Raw genomic sequence first — 26,201 nt, 5'->3', positions numbered from 1 at the left:
TCAAGAGAGTAAGTTATATCGAATTAATAATTTGCCATCCTTTCGCCAGCGAATCCAACCAGTTTTTCCAGTCGCTCGAAAATCATTATCGAGAATTTCAACCTCCATCCAATCGCCTTCCATATACTTCGGTCGGAAGAAAGTATTCCGATCGTACACCCTTCCAGCCGACTTTACCATCCAATGATCATAGACTTTTTGACCTTCGGTATCGAATTCCACCGAATGCATCGATAACAAAAACTCTTCCCAAGAAACAAACTCTCCTGCATGCCGCTTCATATAAATGGTTTTTCCAGTTTCTTCATTGGCAATTACCTCTACATATTCTGAGCCCAGTCGTTTCACACCAATATAGAAAATACCATAGTCCAATTTGTTGAACACAGGTTCGAACCACGAGGGTGCGTAATCAATTACCATGTTATACCCGAGCTTTTTAAACGTGAGGCTATCGATTGGTTTTTCCAGCCCTGATATTTTCGTTTTCGTTTCTTCTAGGTTAAAAAGATAGATAGTATGACCTTCTGAAAATTCTGGAGCGAAAAAACCGATGGGCATCACCTCATTCTGACCAGCGGAAGGTGTAGCGGCCAACAATCCTATTGCAAGAATGATAAGCGAATTTCTGAGTGCTTTCATCTTTAGTAGTTAACGGTTTCAGTATGGGTTTCACCCTGTTTCAAGGAATATGAAAACTTCTTTTTAGGAAGGTGCTTATAAATGCTTATTGGCGTAACGGTGACTTCATAGTTGCCTGGATTCATGATAAAGTCGACACCCCGATTATAGGTACGGCCGCCGACCACGCTTTTATCGGTATCGACATCCACAATTTGCACCATCGAGTCTACGTGCTCCCCGTTCACCATTACATGAACTTTGAAATTCCCAGAAGTAAAATCGTAGGTGACGGGTGTCGTTTCCCCACTTTTAATAACCACATCCTCCAATATTGTATTGGTATGCATTCCCTTAATTTGCAAGGCTTGCAAGTGTATATCGTAGGTGCCTGGATTAACTTCAATCTCTTTAATTCGGGTGTAGGTACGTCCGCCAGCTACGCGTTTCCCTTCTTTGTTTACGATTGAAACAGTACAATCCCAATTTTCGCCATTGTTAGTAGGATTGATGGCAACTTTCCCACCATCGAAGCTAATGGTTCGCTCCGTTTTTTGATCTTCCAGGCTTTTTTCACCTGGAAATTTTATGGCTTCCACGCTGCTACCTAGTGGGTACGCAACTAAATCGTACGTTCCTTCGGGAAGATACATATACCGTGTTTCACCATAGGTACGAAGGGAATTAACGCTTTCTTCGGTTCCTGCTTTATACGCCGTTACATAGGCATCAATAGCCTGACCGTTTTTGATTGCATACACCCCAAAATTACCCTCTTTTTTGTCGATTGTTTCCGCCACCGCTTCATTCATCACTTCACTTAAGCCACCCGCATCGGCGGCATCGTAATAGTTGCCATCCCCAGCTTCGGCAGCGCATTTCAACTGACCGGTTTCGCTATCTTTAAGACCGAAGCCTACGATATGAAGTTTGAAGTCGATGCCTTCTTTTTTAGCGGCTTTCACCACATCGCAGATGTTGCCGTTACAAGATTCGATTCCATCGGTAATCAAGATAATCGTTGCGGGGTTTTTTGCTTTTCGCAATTGGTCGATGACCATTTCAGCAGAATAGGCAAGTGGAGTTTTTCCCAACGGCTTAATGCCTTTAATGGCTGAGGTTACTGATGCTTTTGAAGCATTGTCGAGCGTTACCAAGGTCTCAACATCCTTACAATTACCTTTTTCGCGGTGGCCATAGGCGACCAAGCCGACTTTTTGATTCTCCGGTAGTTTATCCACCGATTCCGAAAGCACTTCCGAAGCGATTTCCATTTTGGTCTTTCCACTCATTTGGCCCCACATCGAGCCACTGGCATCGTAGATAAACATGATGGGAGCGGGCGCATCATTGCTTTGTGACATCGCTGAATAGGCGAAACATAGCAACAATAGAGAAAGTATTGCTTTTTTCATAATTGACATATTTGGTTGTTCTAAGGTATGAAATAATTCAGAACAAACTTACTGTCAATGAGTTGCGAAGTCAATTACCCGATTGGGTGATTTAAAAGAAAAGATACTTTTTAAAATTTTGGAATGTAGATGATACAGGCAACTACAACCGCAGCGATGGCCGCAAAAAATACCGCTCCAGCAGCAACATCCTTGATGTATCCTATTTTATTGTGAAAGTCGGGGTGAATAAAATCCGCAATTTCCTCGGCTGCCGTGTTCACGCCTTCAATTCCCATTACGAGACCGATGGCCAATACCTGAAGCATCCATTCGGTTGAAGAAATGTCGAAGTAAAATCCAGCGATGGTTACTAAAACGGCAATAACCGCCTGTACTTGAATACTATGCTCATAGCGTAACAATTTGATGGCACCAATCGTAGCATAGCGGAATCCTTTCAAACGTTTACCCAGGTACGAGTCCCACATTATAACAAGGTTTTTAAAGCGGAGAGATAGTCAGGTTCGTCGGCAATCTCGGGTACTTGTTGTGAATGAATAACGTTTCCTTCTTCATCCAATACTACCACGGCTCTGGAATGAAACCCTTCCATTGCACCGCTAGTCATGGTAACACCATAGGTTTTTCCGAAACTACCGTCAATTACATCGGAAAGGTTAATGACCTTGTCGGTACCTTCATCATCGGCGAAGCGTTTTTGCGCAAAGGGAGTGTCTCGGGATATGCACAATACTTTAGTATTCTCGAGGTCTGTTGCCTTTTCATTAAACTTCCGAACCGAAGTAGCACAAACGTTGGTATCGATACTTGGGAAAATATTTAGGATTACCCTAGATCCTTTAAAGTCGCTAAGCGATTTTGTAGATAAGTCCTGTGCCTTCAATTTAAAATCAGGTGCTTTTTCGCCTTCTTTGGGAAGCTGTCCCGAAGTACTTATTTCATTTCCTCCTAAAGTGATTGTTGCCATGATGCTCTTTTTTTGAAACACAAAAATAACAATTCGATAGCAGTTTCTTGTTGAAAGTATTCGAATCTATTTTGTATGGCACTGTTAAAAATTACCCAATCGGGTGATTGATAAGGGGTTATGATTGTAATAGCTTTGAAATCGTATAATAACCAGATAAAAATCAATAAAATGAAACTACTTCAACTAGCACTATTGTTTATAGCTACTTCCCATCTCTTTGCGCAGGATTGTGTAATTCCCAACGGAAATTTTGAAGACTGGAGTGGCGACGATCCAACCAATTGGATGAGTACCAACATCGCAGGGGTCGATGGTGGTGCGAATGCCCAAACCGGATATGAATGGCGCAATGTTTTTATGGCACCCGGCAAAGTTGGCTTTGGCTTACATCTAAAAAATGCATCGGTATTGGATTTTATAAAGGAGAAGAAACCACAAGAGTTTGCCAGACTCCCAGAATATGTGAAGGAACAGCTGCGAAAAAGTTCTTTTAGTGCGAGTATTCAGAGTTGTCAGGGCGATTGCGATGCAGCGGTGATGGCGCAAAATGAAGTGTTTATGCGGCAGAATATTTTCTTCGATTTACCTGAGATACCAAAGGCACTTTGTGGTTATTATAAAGCGAACCTTAAGGAAGGCGATAAGCTTTGGGTCTTTCCGTATATGGCGATGGAAAACGATATGCCTGCCGGAGGGGTAAAACCGAGCGAAACCGCTTCCGTTATTTTTGAAAACACAACCGATTGGAAACCGTTTCGAATTCCATTGTCCACAATTGAAGACCGACAACCATCCAAAATGTTATTGTATATTCAAATGGTCGGGGCTGGATTTCCAGTAACACCGCCCTATGGTATGGATGCCATAACCTTGGCACAGCAATTTCCGAGTACCGATGGAAGCGAAATTTTTATCGATGAGCTTTGCTTCTGTGAAGGTGAAGCAGTTATAAATGAAGATACCACTGCGGGAACAGGTCAGTAGAAGTAGTATAAATATGATATAAGGGCTTTTAAATAAGCCCTTTTTTTATGGCTTTTGTCACCGCTTCGGCACGGGAATGCACATGCAGTTTCTTGTAGATATTTTTGATATGGGCTTTTATGGTATTTGTAGAGACAAACAAATCTTCTGCGATTTGCTTGTTGTTGGTGCCATTGCTGAGTTTTTCGAGCACTTCAACTTCACGATCGGTAAGGACGGTTTCGGTTTTAGGGGCGAAAGAAGCTATGACGGCACGCGCAATACTCGGACTCATCGGTGCGCCGCCTTCAATAACTTCTGAAATGCCCTGCAACAGATATTTGGAGGTGCTACCTTTTACTAAATAGCCTACCGCACCTTTTCGCAAAGCGGCAAACACCAATTCTGATTCATCGTGAACGGTAAGCATGACGATATTTAATTCCGGCTGTAGTTTCTTCAACCTAGGAATGGCTTCAATACCACTTATTCCAGGTAAGTCGATATCGAGCAACAGTACATCGGGATGATGCTCCTTTAAGTTTTCCAACGCGGCTTCAGCAGAAAAAAACGTTCCCGTTACCGCATAGCCCTCGGCTTGGTTTAAGACCATTTGGAGCGATTTAAGGATGAGGGCATCGTCCTCTACGATACATATTTTTATGATTCGATTTTGGGTCATCGACAGCAAGGTACAATCTAAAAGGCTAATAATCAATTACCCAAGCGGGTGGTTTGTAATACTAGCTTTAGGGAAGTTCCTTCTTTTGAAGAAGAAATATCCAATGTGCCTCCAAGCGCATCGGCACGTTCCTTCATGTTTTTCAACCCATTGCCATTCGTATTTTTTTCGGTAGCAAATCCCGATCCATTATCCGTCAGCGTTACACCAAGTAAACCCGGTTTTGAAGTTACTTGAAAACGAATGACACTTGGTTTTGCGTGTTTGACACTATTGTTCAATGCTTCTTTTAAAATGAGGAGCACATGGCGGCGTTCCGACATATTGAGTTCTTTCGTCTTTAACTTTTCTGAAATCGGGTCGCTTTTAAACTGTATGCCGGCACACTCGCAAAAGGAACTTGCAAATTCCGTAAATCTGTTCAAGGTATCAAAAGCATTGTCTTTACTAGGATCGAGTGTCCAAATGAAATCGCGCATACCATTGTTTAACTCTTGAAGGTTGCCTTCAATCTGCGAGAGGTATTCTTCCAGTTTTTCATTCGACTGACTTTCCAATTTTGCCAATTCGGTGATGAGCGCAATTCTTGTAATTCGAGTGCCGGCTTCATCGTGAAAGTCGCGAGAGCTTCGCTTTCGAAACATATCCCGTTCCTGTGCTCGTGCCAATGCCACCCTTCGTTCCTGAAGTACCCGTAGTTTCAGCAAAAAATACACGAATCCAATTCCGAATAGTAGGAAAAGCAGATACGCCCACCAGGAGCGATACCAGGGAGGTAAGATTTCGATGGCAAGCGAAATGGGAGCGCTCCAAACACCATCATTGTTAGCAGCTTTCGCTATAAGTTTATAGTTGCCGGGATCCAAATTGGAACGCGTAATTAATGGGTCTTTAGTGTAGGTCCATTGCTCATCAAAACCATCCAACTTATAGGCATAGTGGGTTTCCGTGGGTAGGGTGTGATTGACGTTAGCTATTTTAATCGAAAATATTTTATGTTTCGGTTTTAGGGTAAGCTTTTGTTGAAAGCGAAGTGATGTTGGAAGGGTGAATTCCTTTTCCTTACTTTCTGAAATAGGAACCGGAACATTCAAAATTCGTAAGTCTTCGAAATAGACTTTCGGGGCTACAGCATTGGCATAAATTGTTTCAGGGTTGAATGAGAGTACCCCTGAAGACCCGAAGTACAAACGACCGTTCCCTGATAGACAGGCGGCACCTTGATTGAAGTCCATTTTATTGTTTCCAAAAATCGTAGTATATGGCGTAAAGGTATTTGTTTTGGTATTCCATCGTGTTAGCCCATTTCCAGTACTGATCCAATAATGAACACTGTCTGTTTTCACCAGTGCATAGGTAATATTGTCGCTTAGGCCATCCTTTTTGGTGTAGCGGGAATATCGAACATCTGTATTTTTAAAAAGTTCTTCCTTGTCATAAAAGTGAAAGATCCCTGCCCCCGTGGTCATGATCAGCTCCTTTTCACCTTTGGTATAAATGCCGTGCACACCATGTTGACTAATGATGCTATTTCCCGGGATACGCTTAAAATGATCTTGGTTTTCTTCATCTTCAACCATCGCAAATCCTAAAACGGTGGTGCCGAGCCAAATTCTTCCCTTTTCATCAATTTTCATCGAAAGGATAATGTTTTCGGTAATACCTGTAGGCTTTTCATTAAAACTGAACTGCCGTACCGATTCATCTTCTTCAATTCTTAGTAAGCCTGCCCCATGGGTTCCCACCCACATCACCCCATCGCTATCTTTTTTTACAAAGTAGTTGTACCGAGAAAGATGTGGATTGTTCGGAATAGCGCTTAGATCAAGTTGTGAAATATTGAAATCGTCAGTCGCTCTATCGGGCCAATCGATGATGTTGATACCGTTAAAGGTTGCCAACCAAATTCGACCGTTATCGTCTTCCTCGATACCTAAGACTTGCGGGCTGGATAGATTTTTGTTTCCTTCACCATGTTGAATATGTAAAAACTCCTTTTCTGAACCTTTTGGTGGAAGAACGGTTAGTCCGTTTTCATAATTTCCCACCCAAAGAAACCCTTTGGAGTCTTCAAAAACTGAAAATGTCTTATCGCTTGCTAAGCTCTTTCCTTCTCCTTGTTTGGAGGTCATTAATTGAAATTGATTTAAATATGGATCGTAAACGTTCAAGCCCGAAATGGTGGAAAGCCACATTCTATTATGGGCATCTTTTTCTATATCGAATACTTGGTTTGAGCTTAAGGACGCTTCATCTTCAGGATTATGAAAAAGGTACTCGAACGTTTCCGTTTTTGGGTTGAATAAGGTTACACCGTTAAAGGTTGCCATCCATAGCATTCCGCTGTCATCTTCAGTAATCTCATAAATGAAACCATGCGAAGGACCTTCCCCTAAAATTGGCGGATAGTGCTTAAAGCTTGGACTGTCCCAACTTCCCGTAAGTTTTAAGAGGCCTTTTGTTTCACAGCCAATCCAATAGGTATTGTTGCTATCTCTGTAAATAGATTGCAATTTGTCTTCTGGTAGCCCGTCGGTTGTAGTAATATGTGTGAAGGTTTCATTTTTTGGGTTGAAGAGTGAAATGCCCACTTGCGAGAGGATCAGTAACCTGCCATCATCCAATATATCCATTTCACGAATGGCCGTTCGCTTTGGCCCGTTCACTTTGCCTTCAACATAAGGCCAAGAATCTATTTGATAGGAGGTTTTATGAATCCGGGACAAACCACCCACCGTTCCTATGTATATGAAATCGTCGTACTCTTTCAGAAAGGAAATAGCGGGATGGATGATACAGTTTGCACAGTTGCCCGTTTCTTTAAAATTGGTAAATGTTTCGGTTTTCGGATCGTATCGAGATAATCCTTGACGGGTTCCCATCCAGATGACGCTATCGGAATCTTCAAGAATATGACCGACTTCATTAAATATCAAGCCTATTTCAGTAGTGTCGATAGGCTGTTGAAACGACATAAATGAGCTGCCATTAAACCGGTTCACCCCATTGTCGCTAGCAATCCAAACATGGCCATCTTTATCGATTTCCAGATCGCGTAGGCTTACTTGCGACAGGCCTTCGTTTATCCCATAGCGTTGAAATCGATAGGAAGTTTGCTGTCCCCAAACATGTCCATTCAGAAATAACAATGTCAATATAGGAAAAATCCAATATCGCATGCGGCATTGATTTAATTGGTTGATTTAAAGCTACAAAATTGTATCGACTCGTCGAAAATTTGCCAAAGTCGCACTTGTAATGCTACCATTAATCATGCTGCCATACCATTACCCAGATGGGTGATTTGGACATAAAAAAATCCCTTGAACCCAAGGCTCAAGGGATTTTCAACTATACTTTCTACGTGCTACCGGTCGATACTACCGAGTACCTTTTGTGCAAAGGCATTGGCGGCGTCGCGTTCCGGCATTCCGTCTGCGATCATTTCGTGAACCTCTACGGCTCCACAAAGGTTTGTGATAAGTTCTCCCACAACATCTAGTTCGTCATCGCTAATACGGTTGTATTCGCTGAACGATTCCAACACTTCAATACAATTTTGTAACTGTGCAGAACTGTTATTGCGTTGGAGATGTCTAATTACTGGTAACTTCATCGATCAATTCCTTAAGTGGGTCCATTTTATTGGTCTGGACCTGGTTCACAAATTTTCCATCCTTAAAGGTCGCGAAGGTAGGAAGGTTATCGACTGTCGCCATTTTTCGGCTCTCTGGGTTTTTCTCTGCGTCGATCATCACAAATCTGAAGTTTTCGGTTTCACCCGATAGCTTCTTAAACTTGGGCTTCATCAAACGACAGTTTCCACACCAGGAAGCGGAAAATTGAACGACTACATCTTTTTCCTCTTCGACATATTCCTTTAGTACGTCTTCTTTAAGTTCTAAAAACATAGGTGCTTAATTTTGAAGATATGTTGCTACACCTTCACGGGTTGCCAACATCGCGTCTTTTCCTTCTTCCCAGTTTGCCGGACACACTTCACCTTTCTGCTGAACGTGCGTATAGGCATCGATTAGTCGAAGGTATTCACTTACATTTCGACCCAATGGCATATCGTTTACACTCTCGTGAAAGATTTTACCATCCTCGTCGATTAAATAAGTCGCACGGTAGGTTACATTTGAACCGCGAAGAGTTATTAGATCTTGTTCTTCATCATACTCTTCACCTTCAATATCAAGAATTCCTAGTGCGTTGGCAAGGTTTCGGTTCGTATCGGCCAATAGAGGATAGGTTACCCCTTCAATTCCGCCGTTGTCCTTAGTAGTATTCAACCAAGCGAAGTGTACTTCAGGAGTATCGCAAGAAGCACCGATTACGATAGTGTTCTTGTCTTGAAATTTTGATAACGCTTGTTGAAAAGAATGAATTTCAGTAGGACATACATAAGTGAAGTCCTTTGGGTACCAAAATAAAATTACTTTCTTATTGTTTTTTTTCGCCTCTTCCAGAACGTTGATTTTAAGGGTGTCGCCCATTTCGTCCATGGCGTCTACAGTAATGTTCGGAAATTGTTTTCCAACTAATGACATATAATTTCTCTTTTTTAAGTTTATAATTTAAGTGGATGCTTTCCATCCTGAATTCGTCGGCAAAAATAACAGCCAACTCCACCTTTCTAAAGAGAAAAAAACTGTAAAACTTTATCAAAGAATAGAAAAAACCAATACTTCAAAGAGTTGGATTATTTCGATTCTCGTAATTGTCTGATTTTAATGCTAAAAGCAGCAAACAATAGGGTCATGAACGGACTGAGCCAATTGAAAATGGCGTAGAAAAAGTAATCGGCTACCGATACGCCCAGCACACCGCTTTGGTACGCTCCACAGGTATTCCAAGGAACCAAAACCGATGTTACCGTACCGCTATCTTCCAAGGTTCGCGAAAGATTTTCAGGAGCAAGTCCCTTTTCGCGATACGCCTTCGCATACATTTTTCCAGGTACAACAATGGCAAGGTATTGATCTGAAGCCGTAACGTTCAGTGCCAAACAACTAGCTACCGTACTAGCAAACAAGCCAAAGGTTGTATGGAAAAGCTTAAGCAATGCCTTACTAATAGCAGAAAGCGCTCCAATGGCATCCATCACACCTCCAAAAACCATGGCACAGATGATTAGCCAAATGGTACCGAGCATTCCTGACATTCCACCAGCAGAGAAAAGATCGCTCAATGCTTCATTATCAGTGGCTACTGAGGTATCGACGGTTATAGCGTTCATGATTCCTTTATAAGCGGTTTTGAAATCCAAGGTTTCACCGCCACCTATGGTTTGTACGATCTCCGGTTGAAAAATAAGTGCAGCCGCACCTCCTAAAAGTGTTCCGACTAGGAGTGCTACAAGCGGAGGTGTTTTTTTGATAATCATCAAGATGACGATAACTGGAACAAGGAATAACCACGGACTAATATTGAAGGATCCTTCAATAGAATTTAGAATAGAAGCCGTATCCGCAACTCCTTCCGGTTCCAATCCGAGACCGATAATTATAAATACAATAAGCGCGACAGATATGGTTGGAACTGTAGTGAGCGTCATATATCGAATATGGGTGAAAAGGTCCGTTCCTGCCATTGCGGGTGCCAGGTTTGTAGTGTCGCTTAAAGGGGAAAGTTTATCACCAAAATAGGCGCCAGAAAGCACTGCTCCTGCCGTCATACCGAGTGAAATTCCGAGCGCATCTGCAATTCCTATTAATGCGATACCTACGGTAGCAGAGGTTGTCCAACTACTTCCGGTAGCAATGGAAATAATAGCACAGATGACGACACAGGAAGCCAAAAATATGGTTGGGTTGAGGACTTGCATGCCATAGTAAATCATGGTGGGAATAATGCCGCTAATCATCCAAGTTCCCGCTAAGGATCCCACCATTAGTAGGATGAGAATCGCTCCAGTGGTACTTTGTACATTTTCGGCAACTTCCGATAGCATTTGCTCGAATCCTACCTTATTAAATACACCAACTATAGCAGCCACTGCAGCGCCAAGAAGTAATATAAACTGGTTGCTACCACTGAGGGCATCATCACCAAAAGCATAAAATACGTTATAAAAGAGCATGATCACCACGGCGAACACCGGTATCAAGGCTTCCCAGATGTTTAGTTCCTTATTCTCTACGATATGTTCATCCTGTGGTTCCCTTGGGTCTATGTCTTGACTTTGCATTCGGTGGCTACGTTAGATTAGAAAATGTAATGTTACGATTTTGTAAAGCATCGTCCAAATGGAATCGTTCGCATTACCAATTATTGAGTGGTGCTACAACCGGTATATTAAGTATAATAAAACCTATCATTTTAGTAGGAAAATACTACAAATCATGTATTTAATCGATTTTTTGATTTAAAATAGTGCATTTCATCGATGATTTTATGTTGTTGTCGAAAACTTCTCCATCCTTCATGAAATAGAATTATGGTGACATACATTTGTCATCCCAAATTAAACTTACTTATGAAATCTAAACTGCTCCTCAGTCTACTATTACTATCTTTTTATATGGGTGTTGCCCAAGTGGGTATAAATACCAATACACCCGATCCTTCCAGTATTTTGGATATTCAGGCTACTAATAAGGGAATGTTAATCCCTCGTGTTGCCTTAATAAGTACAACCGACGTTATTACGATTGAAAATCCTGCCGAAGGATTGATGGTCTATAATACCACCGAAGACATTGGCATTTCGCCTGGGTTTTATTTCTGGGATGGTGCCGATTGGGTCGTTTTTAATACTGGAAATGGAGGTTCAGGAAACACTGGCGGTGGTTCTGACGAAAAATGGTCAAAAGGCGGCGACAATTTAACAGGAAACGAGTTTCTGGGTAGCACCAATTATCAATCCCTTCAATTTCGTGTGAATAATAATGAGATGGGATTGCTACACCCCAATGGTGGTGTAGCTTTTGGTGCTAACGCAGAAGCAAATCCAAATAATTCGGTAGCTGTGGGAACTGACGCCAATGCCTCTACGAGTAATGAAGCGGTAGCTATAGGGCCTTCTACTTCAGCAACAGGTTTCCGATCAACGGCCATCGGATATAACGCAAATGCTAGTAACGGAAATAGTACTGTTGCTTTGGGTGACTCTGCTTCAGCTACAAGTTTTCAATCGGTTGCGATTGGTAAAAATGCTTCCACAAGCGGTAATAATAATGCAATGGCTTTAGGTACGAATAGTACTGCTACTGGCGAAAATAGTACGGCACTAGGAACATCCTCATCGGCTAGTGGGCAATATTCCATGGCGTTGGGATACGGTGCAGAAGCCACACAACCGAATACTATTATTCTTGGGAACGATATCTCGGATGCATCGCAATGGGCCGCAACGAAAGTGGGAATTGGAACTGCCAACCCTACAGAGAAGTTGGAGGTACACGGAAATATTCGGATCGCGCAAGGAAAATTGAAAATGGAAAACAGTACGCTTCAATTGGCCGATGGTACACATGGTGAAGGAAAGGTATTGGTTTCTGATGCGAATGGAAATACTTCTTGGGCCGATATGAGTGCTACTTCACAACAGGCATATGCAGATATCTACTCTAATAGCAATCAGAATTTAGTGTCGTGGAATCCTGTAAATTTTGGGAGCACGATTGCTTCGGAGAATGTTAACGTAAATAACAACAATTTTCAGATTACCGTCGCTGGTACGTATCGTGTTACCTATGCGGTTGCGGTTCAACGCAGCTCGGGAAGTGATACAAATGTGCGCTTCCGCTTGGCAAAAGGTTGGAACTCTAACTTCATTCCAGGAACAAGTGGTTATTCCTATGTTGGAAATGGTGATACGCAGACGGTGCAAGTCTCAAAAATACTTCAATTAAACGCTTGGGATCAACTCTATGTTTGTACCGATGCCTCTAACAGCGATAATATGGTAGCACTTGCAGATGGAACCTTTTTCAATATTGAATTGATAAAAGCAGATTAAAAGGGATTACCCCTTTGTTAAACAGTTAATTAACGCTTTTTTGAATGGGTGGCTTACTATATCTTTAGGATCGCTACCCATTCTTGCTTTCGACCTCGCCTGCTGTTAATTTCTGTTTATCATGAAGAAGATTTTATCTTTTCTCACGCTTATTGTATTTACTAACGTTTTCCATGCGCAAGTCGGAATCGGAACTACATCACCAGATCCATCTGCACAGCTAGATATAACTGCAACCGACAAAGGAGTATTAATTCCAAGGTTATCTTTGAGCGATGTTTCCGATACTTCATTGGATGGAACCACTACAGCGGCCACAGGACTATTGATTTTTAATACTAACGCCACCGTAACCGGGGGGTCTGGCACAGGATATTATTATTTCGACGGAACCGTGTGGGAACGATTGTCTACCTCAACCTCTGGCACCGACCACGATTTTTATGAAGAGGGCACTACTACAAGCCCCGATGATATAAGTGACGATATTTATACGCTGGGTAATGTGGGTATAGGTCAATCTTCAGTCTTTTATCCGTTGGACATTAACTTTGAATCAGACCGTGCTATAAATATATTTAAAACTACAGCTAGCGTTGGTACCTCACACGGCATGTATGTCACGATAGCAAATGATGGAGTTAATTATGGATCTAGAATGGAATTATCTAATTTTGATCCCACTGGGCTTAGCTACGGAAACTATGCTACTGTATTTAGTGGGGATGGAACTGCGTATGGTTTCTACTCAGAACTAAACTGTATTGGCGGAGTGAATGGTAATGGGTATGGTACCTATAATCATCTTACTGGAAACCTGACAAATATCTACGGGGTCTATAACCTAATACAACCTACGGTTGGTTCGATTGCCTATGGAAATTATAATGATTTCTATGACATTATTATGGGCTACGGACTATATAATAGATTCAGAAATGCTTCTCAAGATCTATATGGGGTATATAATAGTTTTGGCAGTAGTACTGCACTCTCTGGAAACAATTATAGCATTTATACCACTATGCAAGGAGTAGAATCGGGAAACCTATACGGAGCGTACACGTTGATTGGGAATGGAGGTGATGGTGATCACTATGGTGGTTATCATTTATTGAACGGGTCCGGCGACGGAAATCAGTACGGGTTATATCAAGAATTTGCTTCTCCTCCTGTTGCTCCGAGCGCTCTTACCTATGGTGTGTATAATAATTTTGTGGGTTCTAAGGGTTCATTTCAATATGGCGTATACAATGAATTTCAATCGCCAAACAATCTAGAATTATATGGCATGAATAATGAGTTTCTTGCAAGTGGAAATGGAATCCATAGAGGTATTAGCAATCTACTTGGCGGCTCCGGTTCGGGACAGCATATAGGCATAGATAATGTTATTTCTGGCGTTGGTACCGGTGAGAAAGTAGGCACGCGAAATTATCTTGACGGCGCGGGATTTATGAAATTTGGTAGTAAAAATCTTATTGCAGATACCGCTAGTGGCGAACTGTACGGTGTTTACGCTGAAGTTTTGAGAAGTACAGGTGTAAGTTATGCGGGATATTTTTTAGGAAAAGTGGCCATAGGCGATAGTCAAACCACCAATTATATCTTACCACTTACAAGAGGCAGCAATGGCCAGATTATGCAAACCGATGGTGCTGGAAATGTAAGTTGGGTAGCACCGACAGGCCTTGGCGAGAAAGCCATCATTAAAATGGGCATTTCGAGTAGTACATCAGGCACTGATGAAGTGGAGTCCAACTTAATACTAAATACGGTTTCTTATAATTATGGCGGGGGAAGCCACGATCCCGCTACTGGAACGTATACCATTCCTTATGATGGTGTTTACGAAATTACTGCCAACCTGAACTATTTATTTTCTGCATCTCCACTAAACTCCGCAGTATGTGTTTTTCGAGTGTATGTTAACGGTTTTCTAGCAGGACAAATAAGCAGTCAGAAAACGACCGTTAATGCCTCTAGGGCCATTAACTATACGTACAGTTTAGACCTTGAATTTTCTGCTGGTGACGATATAACCTTTCGGTTTTTGCCAGATTATGGGCCTGGAAGTCCGTTACCTTCTATCGTGAATACTGATACCTCTGTGGTTGTAAAAAAAGTTTATTAGAATTATAAAATCCCCACTTTCCTCATACAATCCTTCATCATTCGGTAAGTACGCTCGATATCATTATCCAAACCGATGCTGAAACGAATCAGTCCGTCGCTCAATCCCATTTCTTTCTGTTCTTCCTCTGGAATTTCAGAAGAAGTGGATGAGCCAGGTGCACTGAACAAGGTTTTGTAGAACCCTAAGCTTACGGCAAGGTAGCCAAGGTTTCTTTCTTGCATGAGTTCCATCAGTTCGTTGGCCTTGTCGAGTGAGCCCACATCTACCGTTAGCATACCCCCGAAGCCATATTCCTCATTCATCATTTTTTTGAACAGTTCATGACTAGGATGTGAAGGCAAGCCCGGATAGACGGTTTTCAGTCCATCCTCTTCAAACTTTTTAGCCAAGAACATCGCATTGCGGCTATGCTGTTTCACCCGAATGTGAAGCGTTCGTAAATTCTTTAAAATGGAAGCGGCGCGCATGCTGTCCATGGAAGCACCCATCAACATACTGGCGCCGTCGTTCACATTTCGCAATTCATCGATATATTCTTGGGTACCGCACATCACGCCTCCCATAGTATCGCTACTTCCATTGATAAACTTGGTCAAACTGTGAAGCACCACATCGGCACCCAACTTGGCTGGAGAGATGGAAAGAGGTGAAAAAGTATTGTCGACCAATAATTTCAATCCATGTTTTTTGGCTAGCTTCGATAAGCCTTCGATATCGGCGACCTCCAGCAAAGGATTACTTACGCTCTCACAATATAATACCTTGGTTTCGGGAGTGATGGCCGCTTCCACCTGATCTAGCTTTGTGATGTCTACAAAGGAGGTTGTAATATTCAATCTAGGTGCAAAATTTTTCAGAAATGCATACGTCCCTCCGTAAATAGTTCTACTGGAAACAATATGGTCGCCCGCTTGGCACAGTTGCATCAAGGCCGGTACGATAGCGCCCATACCTGTTGCTGCTACGTTGGCGGTTTCGGTTCCTTCCATGGCAGCCAAAGCTTCCCCTAGATATAGGTTGGAAGGAGAGGAGTGACGCGAATATAGATAACACCCTTCAGCATTTCCCTCAAAGGTGTCGAACATGGTCTTCGCAGAAAGGAAGGTGTAGGTTGACGAATCGGATATGGAAGGATTCACCCCTCCAAATTCACCGAAATATTGTAAATCTTGAATCTTGTCTGCTGGATTGAAACTCATAATATGTGTATTTAGATTTCCAAAACTAAGGTAAGGTTTGCTAAATTTCAATGATATGGATTATTCTTAGACTATTTTTATGCATTTAATTATTATGATAGATTGTAATTTTATAAATTGAAGATTATATAGTATAACTTAGAAAATTTTTCAAATGAAATTGGATGCTATCGATACTCAATTGTTGCAATTGCTTCAGCAGGATTCAAAACAGACCAACAAACAATTGTCGCTTCAACTGAATTTGTCTGTTACCGCAGTCTATGAGCGCATCAAAAAATTGGAGCGGGAAGGCATCATTACCAACTATGTGGCATTGTTGAATAAAGAAAAAGTGAATAAAGGCTTTACTGTTTTTTGTCATATTAAGTTGGTCCAGCATTCCCAAGAATACCTAACGAAGTTCGAAAATGAAATTGCACAGTTGCCGGAAGTGTTGGAATGTTTTCATGTAAGTGGCGACTATGATTACCTCCTGAAGGTATTGGTGAAGGATATCAAGCAGTTTCGCTCGTTTATGGTGAACAAACTGACCACTTTGAAACATATCGGAAGTACCCAAAGTAGCTTTAGCATCAATGAGGTGAAAAATACTACTACCTTGCCATTACATGCGGTTCAATAGAAATTGTCTGTTGCCGATTAGTATCGTACCTTTGCATCTAAATTTCTGAAAGCTATTTTCAGGATCGTTCTATAACCCAAAACTTTCACTACATGTCAAAATACGATGTCGCCGTTATCGGTTCGGGCCCAGGAGGCTACGTAGCGGCCATACGATGTGCCCAATTGGGCATGAAAACCGCCATCATTGAAAAATATAACACCCTCGGAGGAACCTGCCTTAACGTAGGCTGTATTCCAAGTAAGGCACTTTTGGACTCTTCCCACCACTACGAGGACGCCATCAAGCATTTCGAGGAACACGGAATTGAACTTCCCGGAAAAGTGAAGCTGAACTTCAAAAAAATGATCGAGCGAAAAGCATCGGTAGTAGAACAAACCACCAAGGGAATTAATTTCTTGATGGATAAGAACAGCATCGATGTTATTACGGGAGTAGGATCCTTCAAAGATGAAACCCACATCGTGGTTTCCACGGAAGGAGAAGACGACAAAACTATAGAAGCCAAAAACATCATCATCGCGACAGGAAGCAAGCCGGCAACGCTTCCGTTTATCGAATTGGATAAGGAGCGGATCATTACGTCGACGGAAGCCTTAAGCTTAAAGGAAATTCCGAAACATATGATCGTTATTGGAGGAGGTGTCATCGGACTGGAATTAGGTCAGGTGTATCGCCGATTGGGAGCTGAGGTTACGGTTATCGAATACATGGACCGAATTATTCCAACTATGGATGCCGCTCAAAGTAAGGAATTGATGAAGGTGATGAAGAAGCAGGGTGTGAAATTCAATCTTTCGCATAAGGTTTCAAAAGTAGAACGAAAGAAGAATGAGGTTACCATTACCGCAACCGATAAAAAGGATAAGGAAGTAACCTTCACTGGCGATTATTGTTTGGTTTCCGTTGGAAGAAGACCGTTTACCGACGGTTTGAAAGCTGAAAATGCAGGTGTAAAAGTGAACGAACGCGGACAGATCGAAGTAAATGAGCACTTACAGACCAATGTAAAGAACATTTACGCAATCGGTGATGTGGTTCGTGGTGCCATGCTCGCGCATAAGGCCGAAGAAGAAGGCGTTTTTGTTGCTGAAACCTTGGCCGACCAAAAACCTCATATCAATTATAACTTGATTCCAGGTGTCGTATACACTTGGCCGGAAGTAGCTTCCGTAGGAAAAACGGAAGAGCAGTTGAAGGAAGATAATGTAGAGTACAAAAGCGGACAATTTCCGATGCGTGCCTTAGGCCGAAGTAGAGCGAGTGGTGATACCGATGGGTTTATTAAAATCCTTTCCGATAAGGAAACCGATGAGGTACTGGGCGTTCATATGGTCGGTGCTCGAGCTGCCGATCTTATTGCAGAGGCAGTAGCGGCGATGGAATTCCGTGCTAGTGCGGAAGATATTGCTCGTATGAGCCATGCACACCCAACCTATGCAGAAGCGGTGAAGGAAGCAGCGTTGGCAGCGACCGATAATCGTGCCTTGCATATGTAATAGAAATTATAACTAGTAAAAAAGGCTCACAATTTTGTGAGCCTTTTTTGGTTTCAATAAAGGTGTTACTACTTATTTGAAAACTGTTACATTCCAAGTACGAGGGGCCGGATTTATCGATGCGTTTCGAACATTGGATACTCTTATGGTTACCGTGTTCGCCGCCGAAACAAAGCAATTCCAGCTAACTCCTGTTTCAATAGCTCCTTGAGGAGAGCAATTACAAGAATCGCCCAGCGCGGCTCCACTAACCGTAATATTTTGATCAGAAGCGCTATTGATTGGGATAGAAGGGAAGTCGATTGAAGTACTTCCTTTAAGTCCTCTCATTACTACCTGTCGCATGCTTCCTGGCGTAAAGTATAGTTCTGTGCCATCATATTCCATAGCTCCTGCTTCTGGAGTTGTAAGTCGTGTACCTGCGGTAAATTTTAAGGGAGCAGAATTTGCCGATGCGGTACCTCTTCGAAGGTGAAGCGTTGCGGTTGGGTTCGATTCGCTTAATCCGGTGTTACCGTTTTCACGAATGATAAGGCGTTCAACCTGTGATGTAGAACCGTTCGGGGTGTTGCTAATGGTAAAACGCGAGGGTAGGCTCCCCGTGGTTGGGGTTCCATCCATATAGAAACGGAATCCTCCAATTTCACGAACACCGGCACCATCATGGGTTTTAATCACCAACGAACCAACCTCCTGATTTGTTCCTAGCAGAGCGGGGGCTGCTAGCGTACCTCCTGTGTTGTATAGTATAAAGTTGGGTGGATTGGTATTAGCACTTGTAATTTGTAAATCATTATCGCCGGGGCCTTTAAACTCAAAACGTTCTATAGGGTCGTCTGTTCCAAATCCGATACGACCGTCATCCGTAACCACAACATCGGTTCCGCTGAGGCGGGCTTGTGTTGCATATACATAATCGTCGCCTGAACCATTCACGCCATCTTTCCATTCTTCGGCACCAATAGAGCGCCAACGAAACACCGAATGATCCCAATAGTAGAAACCGCGATCGTCGGTACCGACAGGTGAATTTAAAAATATCATCATTCCATCCTGTGCTGCTCCCGGATCGGTGTCTGGGAATGCATCGAGCCTTGGAATTAAAATACCATCGGTAATAGTAGGTGATGCCGGATTGGATGCTGGAATGTCCAACATACTGTTCGGATTCGTAGTGCCTATGCCAACTTGTGCATATAAGTAGGGGGATATGCATAGAACAAAGAATACTGTAATAATCTTGTTCATAGGTAGTCAATTTGGGGTTAACTGCTGCAAGTATAGGTATGAAAATCAAGCTACTAAAGTATTTGTAAGAAAATTCTTTAATTTTTCGTTGATTCGTATGTTAGAATCGATGAAATGCATTTTTTTCGTAAAATCGTATATGAAAAATTGAAATGGACTTACTATTTGGTTCCGTATATTTGGTGATATGAAAGATATTCTTGCCTTTGCCGGTAGTAATAGTAAGAACTCCATCAACCACAAACTGGTTGAAACAGCGGTCTCTAAATTAGAGAAATCGTCAAGTGAATTGATACGGTTAACGGATTATGAACTTCCGCTATTTGGAGTTGACTTGGAAACAGCGACTGGATATCCCCAAATACTCCATACATTATTGGAGAAAATACGTAAAGCAGACGGATTGATTATTTCGGTAAACGAGCATAACGGTGGGCCCTCAGTGTTTTATAAGAATACCATGGACTGGCTTTCGCGCCTGGAGTATAAATTTCTCGAAGACAAAAAGATTTTATTAATGAGTACTTCAACAGGAAGACGTGGTGCGCTTTCCTCCTTTCAATATAGCGAATCGGTATTGCCGCGGTATGGCGGAACGATAACGGCAAGCTTTCGCTTACCTTCTTTCAATGATAATTTTGACGAAGAAAAATCGGAGATTACTAATACTGAGCTGAAAGGCGATTTCGAAAAGGCTATACTTCAATTTGAAAATAGCTTATAATATGAACCGAGCAGTCAGGTCTTTTTCATTTTCCGAGGCAGAATCTTTGAAGAAGAAAATACTTCGTTGGGCACAACAGTTTGAAGAGGTTGTTTGGTTAGACTCCAATTCCTACGATTGGGAGCATGGTCGATATGAAGCCATTCTGGCGGTCGATGCCCTAACCGCCTTACGAAGCGATACCCAAAATGCCTTCGACCAATTAGAGGAATATCAAAACACAACCGATGATTGGATCTTTGGCTATCTCAGCTATGATCTAAAAAATGATGTAGAAGATCTGGAGTCAAGGAATTTCGATGGACTGAATTTTCCGGCGCTGTATTTTTTTCAACCTAAGCGAGTTTTTCTTTTTTCAAAAGAAGAGGTTAGTCTTCACTATCTGCCGATGGTGGAAGATGAAATGCAGGACGATTGGAAAGACATTCATGAAGTATCAGAAGTAGAGCCTACGGTGGTGAAGGAGGCCGCACCCAAAATAAAACTTCGTACCTCGAAGGATAGCTATTATGATAAGCTTCACCAAATGCTTCACCATATAGAACGTGGTGATATTTACGAGGCTAATTTCTGTCAGGAATTTTATGCGGAAGACGTATCCATCGATCCGTTGCACACCTTTCTTCACCTAAATGAAATATCGAAACCACCCTTTGCCTCCTTCCTAAAGCTTGAACATTATTGTGCGCTTTGCGCTTCACCGGAACGCTATATCCGAAAAATAGGAAATACGGTGCTTTCACAACCCATTAAAGGAACAGCAAAGCGATCCACCGATAAAGACGAGGATGCTTCGCTGCGACAAGCACTTCAAAACGACTCTAAAGAGCGCAGCGAGAATATCATGATTACCGACCTGGTTAGAAACGATCTGTCGCGCTTTGCGTCAAAAGGAAGTGTTATCGTAAAAGAACTCTGTGTGCCGTATACCTTTCAACAGGTTCATCAATTAATTTCCACGATTCAATGTGAAATAGAAGAAACCATAACACCTATTTCAATTTTGAAACATACCTTTCCGATGGGTAGTATGACGGGGGCTCCAAAGGTCTCCGCTATGAAGATCATCGAGCAACTTGAAGATACCAAGCGTGGTTTGTACAGTGGGGCGATAGGTTATATCGATCCAAATGGCGATTTCGACTTTAATGTGGTTATTCGAAGTATTCTTTATAATTCAGAGAAAAAATATGTTAGTTTTTCGGTAGGAGGGGCCATCACCGCCGCATCCGTTGCTGAAAACGAGTATGAGGAATGTCTGCTAAAGGCGAAAGCCATGCGGGAGGCACTTGAAGTCGCAGCAATAGGATAGGAAGTGTTATAGGTTTAAACACCGATAAGTATATTTTATAGGCTTAAAAACCTATAAATGTTAATTATAGGCTTAAATACCTATATTTTAGTATATTTGATAAAAAAATATGTATAGCGTTATATCAGGAGATATCGTTTCGTCCACAAGCTTATCCCAAAAGGATCGTGAAAAGCTAGAGTACGCCTTGGCAACTGTATTGAAAGAGCTTGAGGCTGAGTATAGCACATTTGGCCGTATCATTAAAGGCGATTATGTAGAATGTGTAGTGCCGGATGCTTCAAAAGGCTTGCGTGTGGCATTGGCTATCAAGTCCTATGTGAAAACCATCGATATCGATATAAGCGAATATACGGATACCAAAAGCCTTGCAAAACTGTTTAAGCAAATCGGAATTCGATTAGCAATTGGCTATGGCGAGCTGAAACGTTTCGAGCCTGAAAAGGGCATTGTCGACGGACCAGCCATTTATCGTTCGGGACGTGCTATCAGCGGTAAATCGAATCATGACAAGGAACGGGTGGTCATTAAAAATACCCTGTTTTTTATTTCTGAAAATGAGGCCTTAGACGCCACTTTTAAAGCTATTTTTGAATTGTTGGATGTACTTTTAAACAAGGCAACGGCACGTCAGTGTGAAGTGGTCTTTCACAAGCTTCTAGGAAAAAATGAAGACGCCATCGCATCGCTGTTGGGTATTAACCAATCGGTGGTAAATCAGCATTCCACCAGTGTTGGATGGAATGCAATTGAAACCGCCGTAAATTATTTTGAAAGCACCCTAAAAGCATAATATGGAACTATTCACCTTGCTGGTACTACAGCTCTTAGCGCATGTTCTGGCCGATTACTTTTTGCAGACCAAAAAGATGGCACGCAAAAAGGACAAAAAGGGATTTCGAACCATGCTATTGGTATGGCACACCATTATCGTGTTTTCACTTTCATGGTTATTGTCCTTCGATTGGGCGTTCGTAACAGCTGGGGGAATTATTGCGGTAACGCATTACTTGGTAGATGGCTGTAAACGATTTGTACTAAAGTCAGTTTTGGCACCCTATGCTTTCTTTATCGACCAAGCAGTTCATGTAATTATTTTGGTATTGGTAACCTGGGGGTTCTATCATTATATAGGATGGCATCCGTATTGGAGACCACCTTTTCAAACATTGGCTATCGTCACAGCATACTTGATGTGTATAAAACCGGCAAACATCGTAATCCGGGAAGTGCTTTCCGCCACAAATATTGAAGTCAGTTCCGACAACGAACTTCCAAACGCTGGAAAATTGATCGGAATCTTGGAACGTCTTTTAACGCTAACCTTTATCTTGGTTTCACAGTATGAAGCCGTTGGCTTTTTAATTGCCGCAAAATCGATTCTTCGCTATCGCGATGAAGAAACCTTAAAAACGGAATATGTCCTTATCGGTACCATGCTGAGCTTCGGAATTGCCGTAGCATTGGGAATTATGGTAACGAGTATTTAATATGGAGAAGAAATTTGAACGTCATATCGACGCCAAGTTCCCAGAACTGAAGTCGAAAAAAATAGTGCTAGCATGTAGTGGGGGCGTGGATAGTATTGCTTTATCGCATCTGTTGAAACGTATTGGCTGCGATTTCGCCTTGGCACATTGTAATTTTTCCCTTCGTGGGGAAGAAAGTGATGAAGATGAGACCTTTGTAATCGATTGGGCCGACCGCTTATCGGTAGCAGTTTTCACCGAAACCTTCGACACAAAGGCTTATGCCAAGGAACAGAAGGTTTCAACGCAAATGGCTGCGCGTGATCTTCGATATGAGTGGTTTTCACAATTGATGGTCGATACGCACTATGAAGTATTGGTCACTGCCCATCATGCCGACGATGCCTTGGAAACGATTCTGATCAATCTCTCCAGAGGTACGGGGCTTAGGGGATTGTCGGGTATTCCCGATAAAGAGGTAACAATTATGCGCCCGTTATTGGCATTCACCAAGGACGAAGTGCTTACGTATGCCAAAAAGGAAAACTTGTATTGGCGAGAGGATAGTAGTAATGCTTCCGATGATTATCTGCGGAATGAAATCCGAAATCAGGTAATTCAGCCACTTAAAAAAGCGGCAAAAGGAGATCTGCTTCAAGCGGTGCAGCGAACACAATCGCATTTACGTCAGAGTCAGGCCTTGATCGAAGACTATATGGCTTTGGTGTATAACTTGGCAGTTACGGAGAATTTTGATGGCTATACCCTTCACATCGATAAGCTTCAGGAGTTACCGAATACCAAAGCGATTTTATATGAATTGTTGCATCCGTTTGGATTTACAGCTTGGGAAGATATTTCAGAGCTACTTACCGCCCAATCGGGCAAACAGATTTTTTCAGATTCGTTTCGGTTGCTGAAGGATAGAAATGTGATTTTACTTACGGAACGTGATGAAAATGACGATGAAACCGATGCTAGAGATACTTTTTTAGTTGAAAAAGGGGTGAAGCAGATAACCCATCCGATTGCTTTGAAGTTTTCTCCTATCGGAAAAATAGGAAATCCCACCACTACTGAAATCGTCGTCGATGCCGACCTGTTGAAGTACCCATTAGAGGTTCGGAAATGGCGTGAAGGCGATGTGTTTCAGCCCTTCGGGATGTCAGGAAAAAAGAAATTGAGTAAGTATTTTAAGGATGAAAAGTTATCTTTGTTAGCCAAGGAAAAAATCTGGGTGCTTACCAGTAACGATACGATAGTTTGGGTCATTGGCCATCGTGCCGACGACCGCTTTAAGGTAACCCCCAAAACAAAACAGAAACTTCAGATTACATATACGCCTTCCGTATGAGAAAATTGTTTTTTACCCTTTTAGTAGTATTCGCGGCCATAGGTTCACTTTCTGCTCAGGAATTTTTAGATCCTGTAAAGTGGGATGTTTCCGTTAAACAAGAAAATGGCGAGCGATATAATATTTTAATGACCGCTACCATCGATGAAGGATGGCACTTATATAGCCAAAAGCAGTTTGGAGAAGAATTTGAAGGTCCAATCCCTACCGAATTCGCTTATAATAACACTCCCGAAACCTATACGTTGGTCGGCGAAACACAAGAACCGGATGTGACGCCCATTCACGATCCTGTATTCGATTTGGATGTTATCTTTTTTGAAGATAAAGCGACATTCATTCAACCCATCGAAGTTGTCAATCCCGACGGACTCGAAATTGAAGTGGAAATCTATTATTCGGTATGCGACGATGAAAAGTGCTTACCACCAGATACCAAGACCTTCAAGTTGAACCTTGCTTCCGGTCAGGCAAAGAAAGCTTCAGCAGAAATTACCCAAGAAGATTTGGAGAAATCGGCCGCCCTTACCATCGATATTAAGGGGAAAGATCAATTTAAGTCAGATGCCGAAGAATCGGAAAAAGATTTTCTAACCTTATTCCTTTTAGGCTTTGTAGGAGGTTTAATCGCCTTATTAACGCCATGCGTGTTTCCTATGATACCATTAACAGTATCCTTCTTCACCAAAGGATCGCAAGATCGGAAGAAGGGAATGTTCAATGCAGTGCTTTATGGCTTTTTCATCTTTGTGATTTACGTGCTGCTTAGTTTGCCGTTTCACTTATTGGATTCGGTCGACCCCGAAATCCTCAATAATATTTCAACCAACGTTACGCTGAACATCATTTTCTTTATCATTTTTATGGTGTTTGCATTTTCGTTTTTTGGTTACTACGAAATTACGCTGCCACAATCGTGGAGTGCCAAAATGGATAGCAAAGCGAATAGCATCGGTGGGTTTGTCGGTATTTTCTTTATGGCCTTGACACTTGCTATCGTATCATTCTCCTGTACGGGACCTATTCTCGGTTCATTGTTGGGAGGCTCGTTAACTAGCGATGGAGGTGCCATGCAGCTCAGTATGGGAATGGCAGGCTTCGGATTGGCACTAGCGTTGCCTTTTGCCCTATTCGCCATGTTCCCAAATTGGTTGAACTCCCTTCCAAAAAGTGGCGGTTGGCTTAATACGGTAAAGGTGGTGCTCGGGTTTGCCGAGGTGGCCTTAGCCTTCAAGTTTTTATCGAATGCCGATTTAGTAGAGCATTGGGGTATTTTAAAGCGTGAAATCTTTATCGCTATCTGGATTCTGTGTGCCCTTGGATTAGCCTTGTATTTATTCGGCTTTATTCGCTTTCCGCATGATGGACCGAAAAAGAAAAAATTGCCAGTAGGTAATATCTTGGTAGGTGCACTAAGTGTAGTATTCTTACTTTATTTGTTGCCCGGACTTACCAATACTAGCTATGCTAATCTGAAATTACTAAGTGGTTTCCCACCGCCTTTATTCTACAGTATTTATGATAAGGATACGGAGGCACCGCTCGGTTTGGAAGCTTATAAGGATTTCGATAAGGGAATGGAGGCAGCAAAGGCTTCCGGTAAACCGGTTATGATCGATTTTACGGGTTGGGCCTGTGTAAACTGCCGTAAGATGGAGGAACAGGTGTGGAGTGAACCGGAGATACACAAAACCCTATCGGAAGAATATATTCTGATTTCACTTTATGTAGACGATAAAGAAGAAATGGCTGAGGAAGATCAATTTAATTTCTTGAAACCAACAGGCGGCACAAAACGTATCCGAACTATAGGCGACAAATGGGCGACGTTCCAAACGATCAACTTCAAAAACAATTCGCAACCCTATTATATCTTGATGGATACCGAGATGAACCTGCTCAATAAACCCGTTGGGTACACACCAGATTCAGAGGAGTATCATCAGTGGTTGCTTCAGGGCTTGGAGCGCTTTAATGAAGAAGCGAAAACTGCCATCACCAACAGAAACTAAGT

At 42.2% G+C, this 26,201-nt stretch carries 23 protein-coding genes; 11 read left to right on the top strand and 12 right to left on the bottom strand.

The window, feature by feature from the left end:
• From I4Q58_RS13450 to tpx, 4 genes are all read right to left on the bottom strand, one after another.
• Entirely contained in the window at positions 1-642 is a 642-nt protein-coding gene (locus I4Q58_RS13450) for a hypothetical protein (RefSeq protein WP_203296414.1), read from the bottom strand.
• Between the two features lie 2 nt (positions 643-644).
• The gene (locus I4Q58_RS13445; RefSeq protein WP_203296413.1) at positions 645-2,036 is read right to left on the bottom strand and encodes a vWA domain-containing protein; all 1,392 of its coding nucleotides are present in this window, start codon (positions 2,034-2,036) and stop codon (positions 645-647) included.
• A gap of 110 nt (positions 2,037-2,146) precedes the next feature.
• Complete coding sequence (locus I4Q58_RS13440) at positions 2,147-2,506, bottom strand: diacylglycerol kinase family protein (RefSeq protein ID WP_203296412.1); 360 nt, start codon at positions 2,504-2,506, stop codon at positions 2,147-2,149.
• Positions 2,506-3,006 (bottom strand): thiol peroxidase, encoded by a 501-nt coding sequence (gene tpx / locus I4Q58_RS13435; RefSeq protein WP_203296411.1) that lies wholly within the window; start codon positions 3,004-3,006, stop codon positions 2,506-2,508. The genes I4Q58_RS13440 and tpx overlap by 1 nt, the downstream gene beginning before the upstream one ends.
• Before the next feature lie 171 nt (positions 3,007-3,177).
• Between tpx and I4Q58_RS13430 the strand changes: the two genes are divergently transcribed.
• A complete protein-coding gene (locus I4Q58_RS13430; RefSeq protein ID WP_203296410.1) occupies positions 3,178-3,993 on the top strand; it encodes a hypothetical protein in 816 nt (271 codons plus the stop codon).
• Between the two features lie 28 nt (positions 3,994-4,021).
• Here the strand turns inward: I4Q58_RS13430 and I4Q58_RS13425 are convergent, their stop codons facing one another.
• The 6 genes from I4Q58_RS13425 to nhaC form a co-directional block, all read right to left on the bottom strand.
• Positions 4,022-4,654 (bottom strand): response regulator transcription factor, encoded by a 633-nt coding sequence (locus tag I4Q58_RS13425; RefSeq protein WP_203296409.1) that lies wholly within the window; start codon positions 4,652-4,654, stop codon positions 4,022-4,024.
• Between the two features lie 32 nt (positions 4,655-4,686).
• Positions 4,687-7,833: a sensor histidine kinase gene (locus tag I4Q58_RS13420; protein ID WP_203296408.1), complete on the bottom strand. Its 3,147-nt coding sequence runs from the start codon at positions 7,831-7,833 to the stop codon at positions 4,687-4,689.
• A 188-nt stretch (positions 7,834-8,021) separates the two neighbouring features.
• Complete coding sequence (locus I4Q58_RS13415; RefSeq protein WP_203296407.1) at positions 8,022-8,270, bottom strand: DUF6952 family protein; 249 nt, start codon at positions 8,268-8,270, stop codon at positions 8,022-8,024.
• The gene (locus tag I4Q58_RS13410; protein ID WP_203296406.1) at positions 8,251-8,565 is read right to left on the bottom strand and encodes a thioredoxin family protein; all 315 of its coding nucleotides are present in this window, start codon (positions 8,563-8,565) and stop codon (positions 8,251-8,253) included. The genes I4Q58_RS13415 and I4Q58_RS13410 overlap by 20 nt, the downstream gene beginning before the upstream one ends.
• Before the next feature lie 6 nt (positions 8,566-8,571).
• Positions 8,572-9,207, bottom strand: a complete 636-nt coding sequence (locus tag I4Q58_RS13405) for a peroxiredoxin (RefSeq protein ID WP_203296405.1) — start codon at positions 9,205-9,207, stop codon at positions 8,572-8,574.
• Between the two features lie 152 nt (positions 9,208-9,359).
• A complete protein-coding gene (nhaC, locus tag I4Q58_RS13400; protein ID WP_203296404.1) occupies positions 9,360-10,847 on the bottom strand; it encodes a Na+/H+ antiporter NhaC in 1,488 nt (495 codons plus the stop codon).
• A 288-nt stretch (positions 10,848-11,135) separates the two neighbouring features.
• Between nhaC and I4Q58_RS13395 the strand changes: the two genes are divergently transcribed.
• A complete protein-coding gene (locus I4Q58_RS13395) occupies positions 11,136-12,620 on the top strand; it encodes a hypothetical protein (RefSeq protein ID WP_203296403.1) in 1,485 nt (494 codons plus the stop codon).
• A 121-nt stretch (positions 12,621-12,741) separates the two neighbouring features.
• On the top strand, positions 12,742-14,754 hold the full coding sequence (locus I4Q58_RS13390) for a hypothetical protein (RefSeq protein WP_203296402.1): 2,013 nt from the start codon (positions 12,742-12,744) through the stop codon (positions 14,752-14,754).
• A gap of 2 nt (positions 14,755-14,756) precedes the next feature.
• On the opposite strand, the gene I4Q58_RS13385 is transcribed toward I4Q58_RS13390, so the two are convergent.
• Positions 14,757-15,956, bottom strand: coding sequence for an aminotransferase class I/II-fold pyridoxal phosphate-dependent enzyme (locus tag I4Q58_RS13385; protein WP_203296401.1), 1,200 nt, complete (start codon positions 15,954-15,956; stop codon positions 14,757-14,759).
• A 154-nt stretch (positions 15,957-16,110) separates the two neighbouring features.
• On the opposite strand from I4Q58_RS13385, the gene I4Q58_RS13380 reads away from it, so the two are divergent.
• Both I4Q58_RS13380 and lpdA read left to right on the top strand, forming a co-directional pair.
• The gene (locus I4Q58_RS13380) at positions 16,111-16,581 is read left to right on the top strand and encodes an Lrp/AsnC family transcriptional regulator (RefSeq protein WP_203296400.1); all 471 of its coding nucleotides are present in this window, start codon (positions 16,111-16,113) and stop codon (positions 16,579-16,581) included.
• 92 nt (positions 16,582-16,673) lie between these two features.
• Positions 16,674-18,080 (top strand): dihydrolipoyl dehydrogenase, encoded by a 1,407-nt coding sequence (gene lpdA / locus I4Q58_RS13375; RefSeq protein WP_203296399.1) that lies wholly within the window; start codon positions 16,674-16,676, stop codon positions 18,078-18,080.
• 72 nt (positions 18,081-18,152) lie between these two features.
• Here lpdA and I4Q58_RS13370 read toward each other — a convergent pair whose 3' ends face one another.
• Positions 18,153-19,328 (bottom strand): hypothetical protein, encoded by a 1,176-nt coding sequence (locus I4Q58_RS13370; protein ID WP_203296398.1) that lies wholly within the window; start codon positions 19,326-19,328, stop codon positions 18,153-18,155.
• Positions 19,329-19,515: 187 nt separating this feature from the next.
• On the opposite strand from I4Q58_RS13370, the gene I4Q58_RS13365 reads away from it, so the two are divergent.
• The 6 genes from I4Q58_RS13365 (at position 19,516) to I4Q58_RS13340 (ending at position 26,199) form a co-directional block, all read left to right on the top strand.
• Positions 19,516-20,052 carry an NADPH-dependent FMN reductase gene (locus I4Q58_RS13365; protein WP_203296397.1) on the top strand — a complete coding sequence of 179 codons (537 nt, stop codon included), beginning with the start codon at positions 19,516-19,518 and terminating at the stop codon, positions 20,050-20,052.
• Between the two features lies 1 nt (position 20,053).
• Positions 20,054-21,364 carry an anthranilate synthase component I family protein gene (locus I4Q58_RS13360; RefSeq protein ID WP_203296396.1) on the top strand — a complete coding sequence of 437 codons (1,311 nt, stop codon included), beginning with the start codon at positions 20,054-20,056 and terminating at the stop codon, positions 21,362-21,364.
• A 109-nt stretch (positions 21,365-21,473) separates the two neighbouring features.
• Positions 21,474-22,157 carry a fumarate hydratase gene (locus tag I4Q58_RS13355; RefSeq protein WP_203296395.1) on the top strand — a complete coding sequence of 228 codons (684 nt, stop codon included), beginning with the start codon at positions 21,474-21,476 and terminating at the stop codon, positions 22,155-22,157.
• 1 nt (position 22,158) lies between these two features.
• Positions 22,159-22,854: a DUF3307 domain-containing protein gene (locus I4Q58_RS13350; protein WP_203296394.1), complete on the top strand. Its 696-nt coding sequence runs from the start codon at positions 22,159-22,161 to the stop codon at positions 22,852-22,854.
• Between the two features lies 1 nt (position 22,855).
• A complete protein-coding gene (gene tilS / locus I4Q58_RS13345; RefSeq protein WP_203296393.1) occupies positions 22,856-24,187 on the top strand; it encodes a tRNA lysidine(34) synthetase TilS in 1,332 nt (443 codons plus the stop codon).
• Complete coding sequence (locus tag I4Q58_RS13340) at positions 24,184-26,199, top strand: protein-disulfide reductase DsbD family protein (protein ID WP_203296392.1); 2,016 nt, start codon at positions 24,184-24,186, stop codon at positions 26,197-26,199. The genes tilS and I4Q58_RS13340 overlap by 4 nt, the downstream gene beginning before the upstream one ends.
• The last annotated feature ends 2 nt before the right edge of the window (positions 26,200-26,201 follow it).

It is taken from the genome of Luteirhabdus pelagi (genome assembly GCF_016827595.1).
GTDB classification, from domain to species: domain Bacteria; phylum Bacteroidota; class Bacteroidia; order Flavobacteriales; family Flavobacteriaceae; genus Luteirhabdus; species Luteirhabdus pelagi.
The sequence above is the reverse complement of the archived record's forward strand: the minus strand, read 5'-3'. Positions and strand labels throughout refer to the sequence as shown.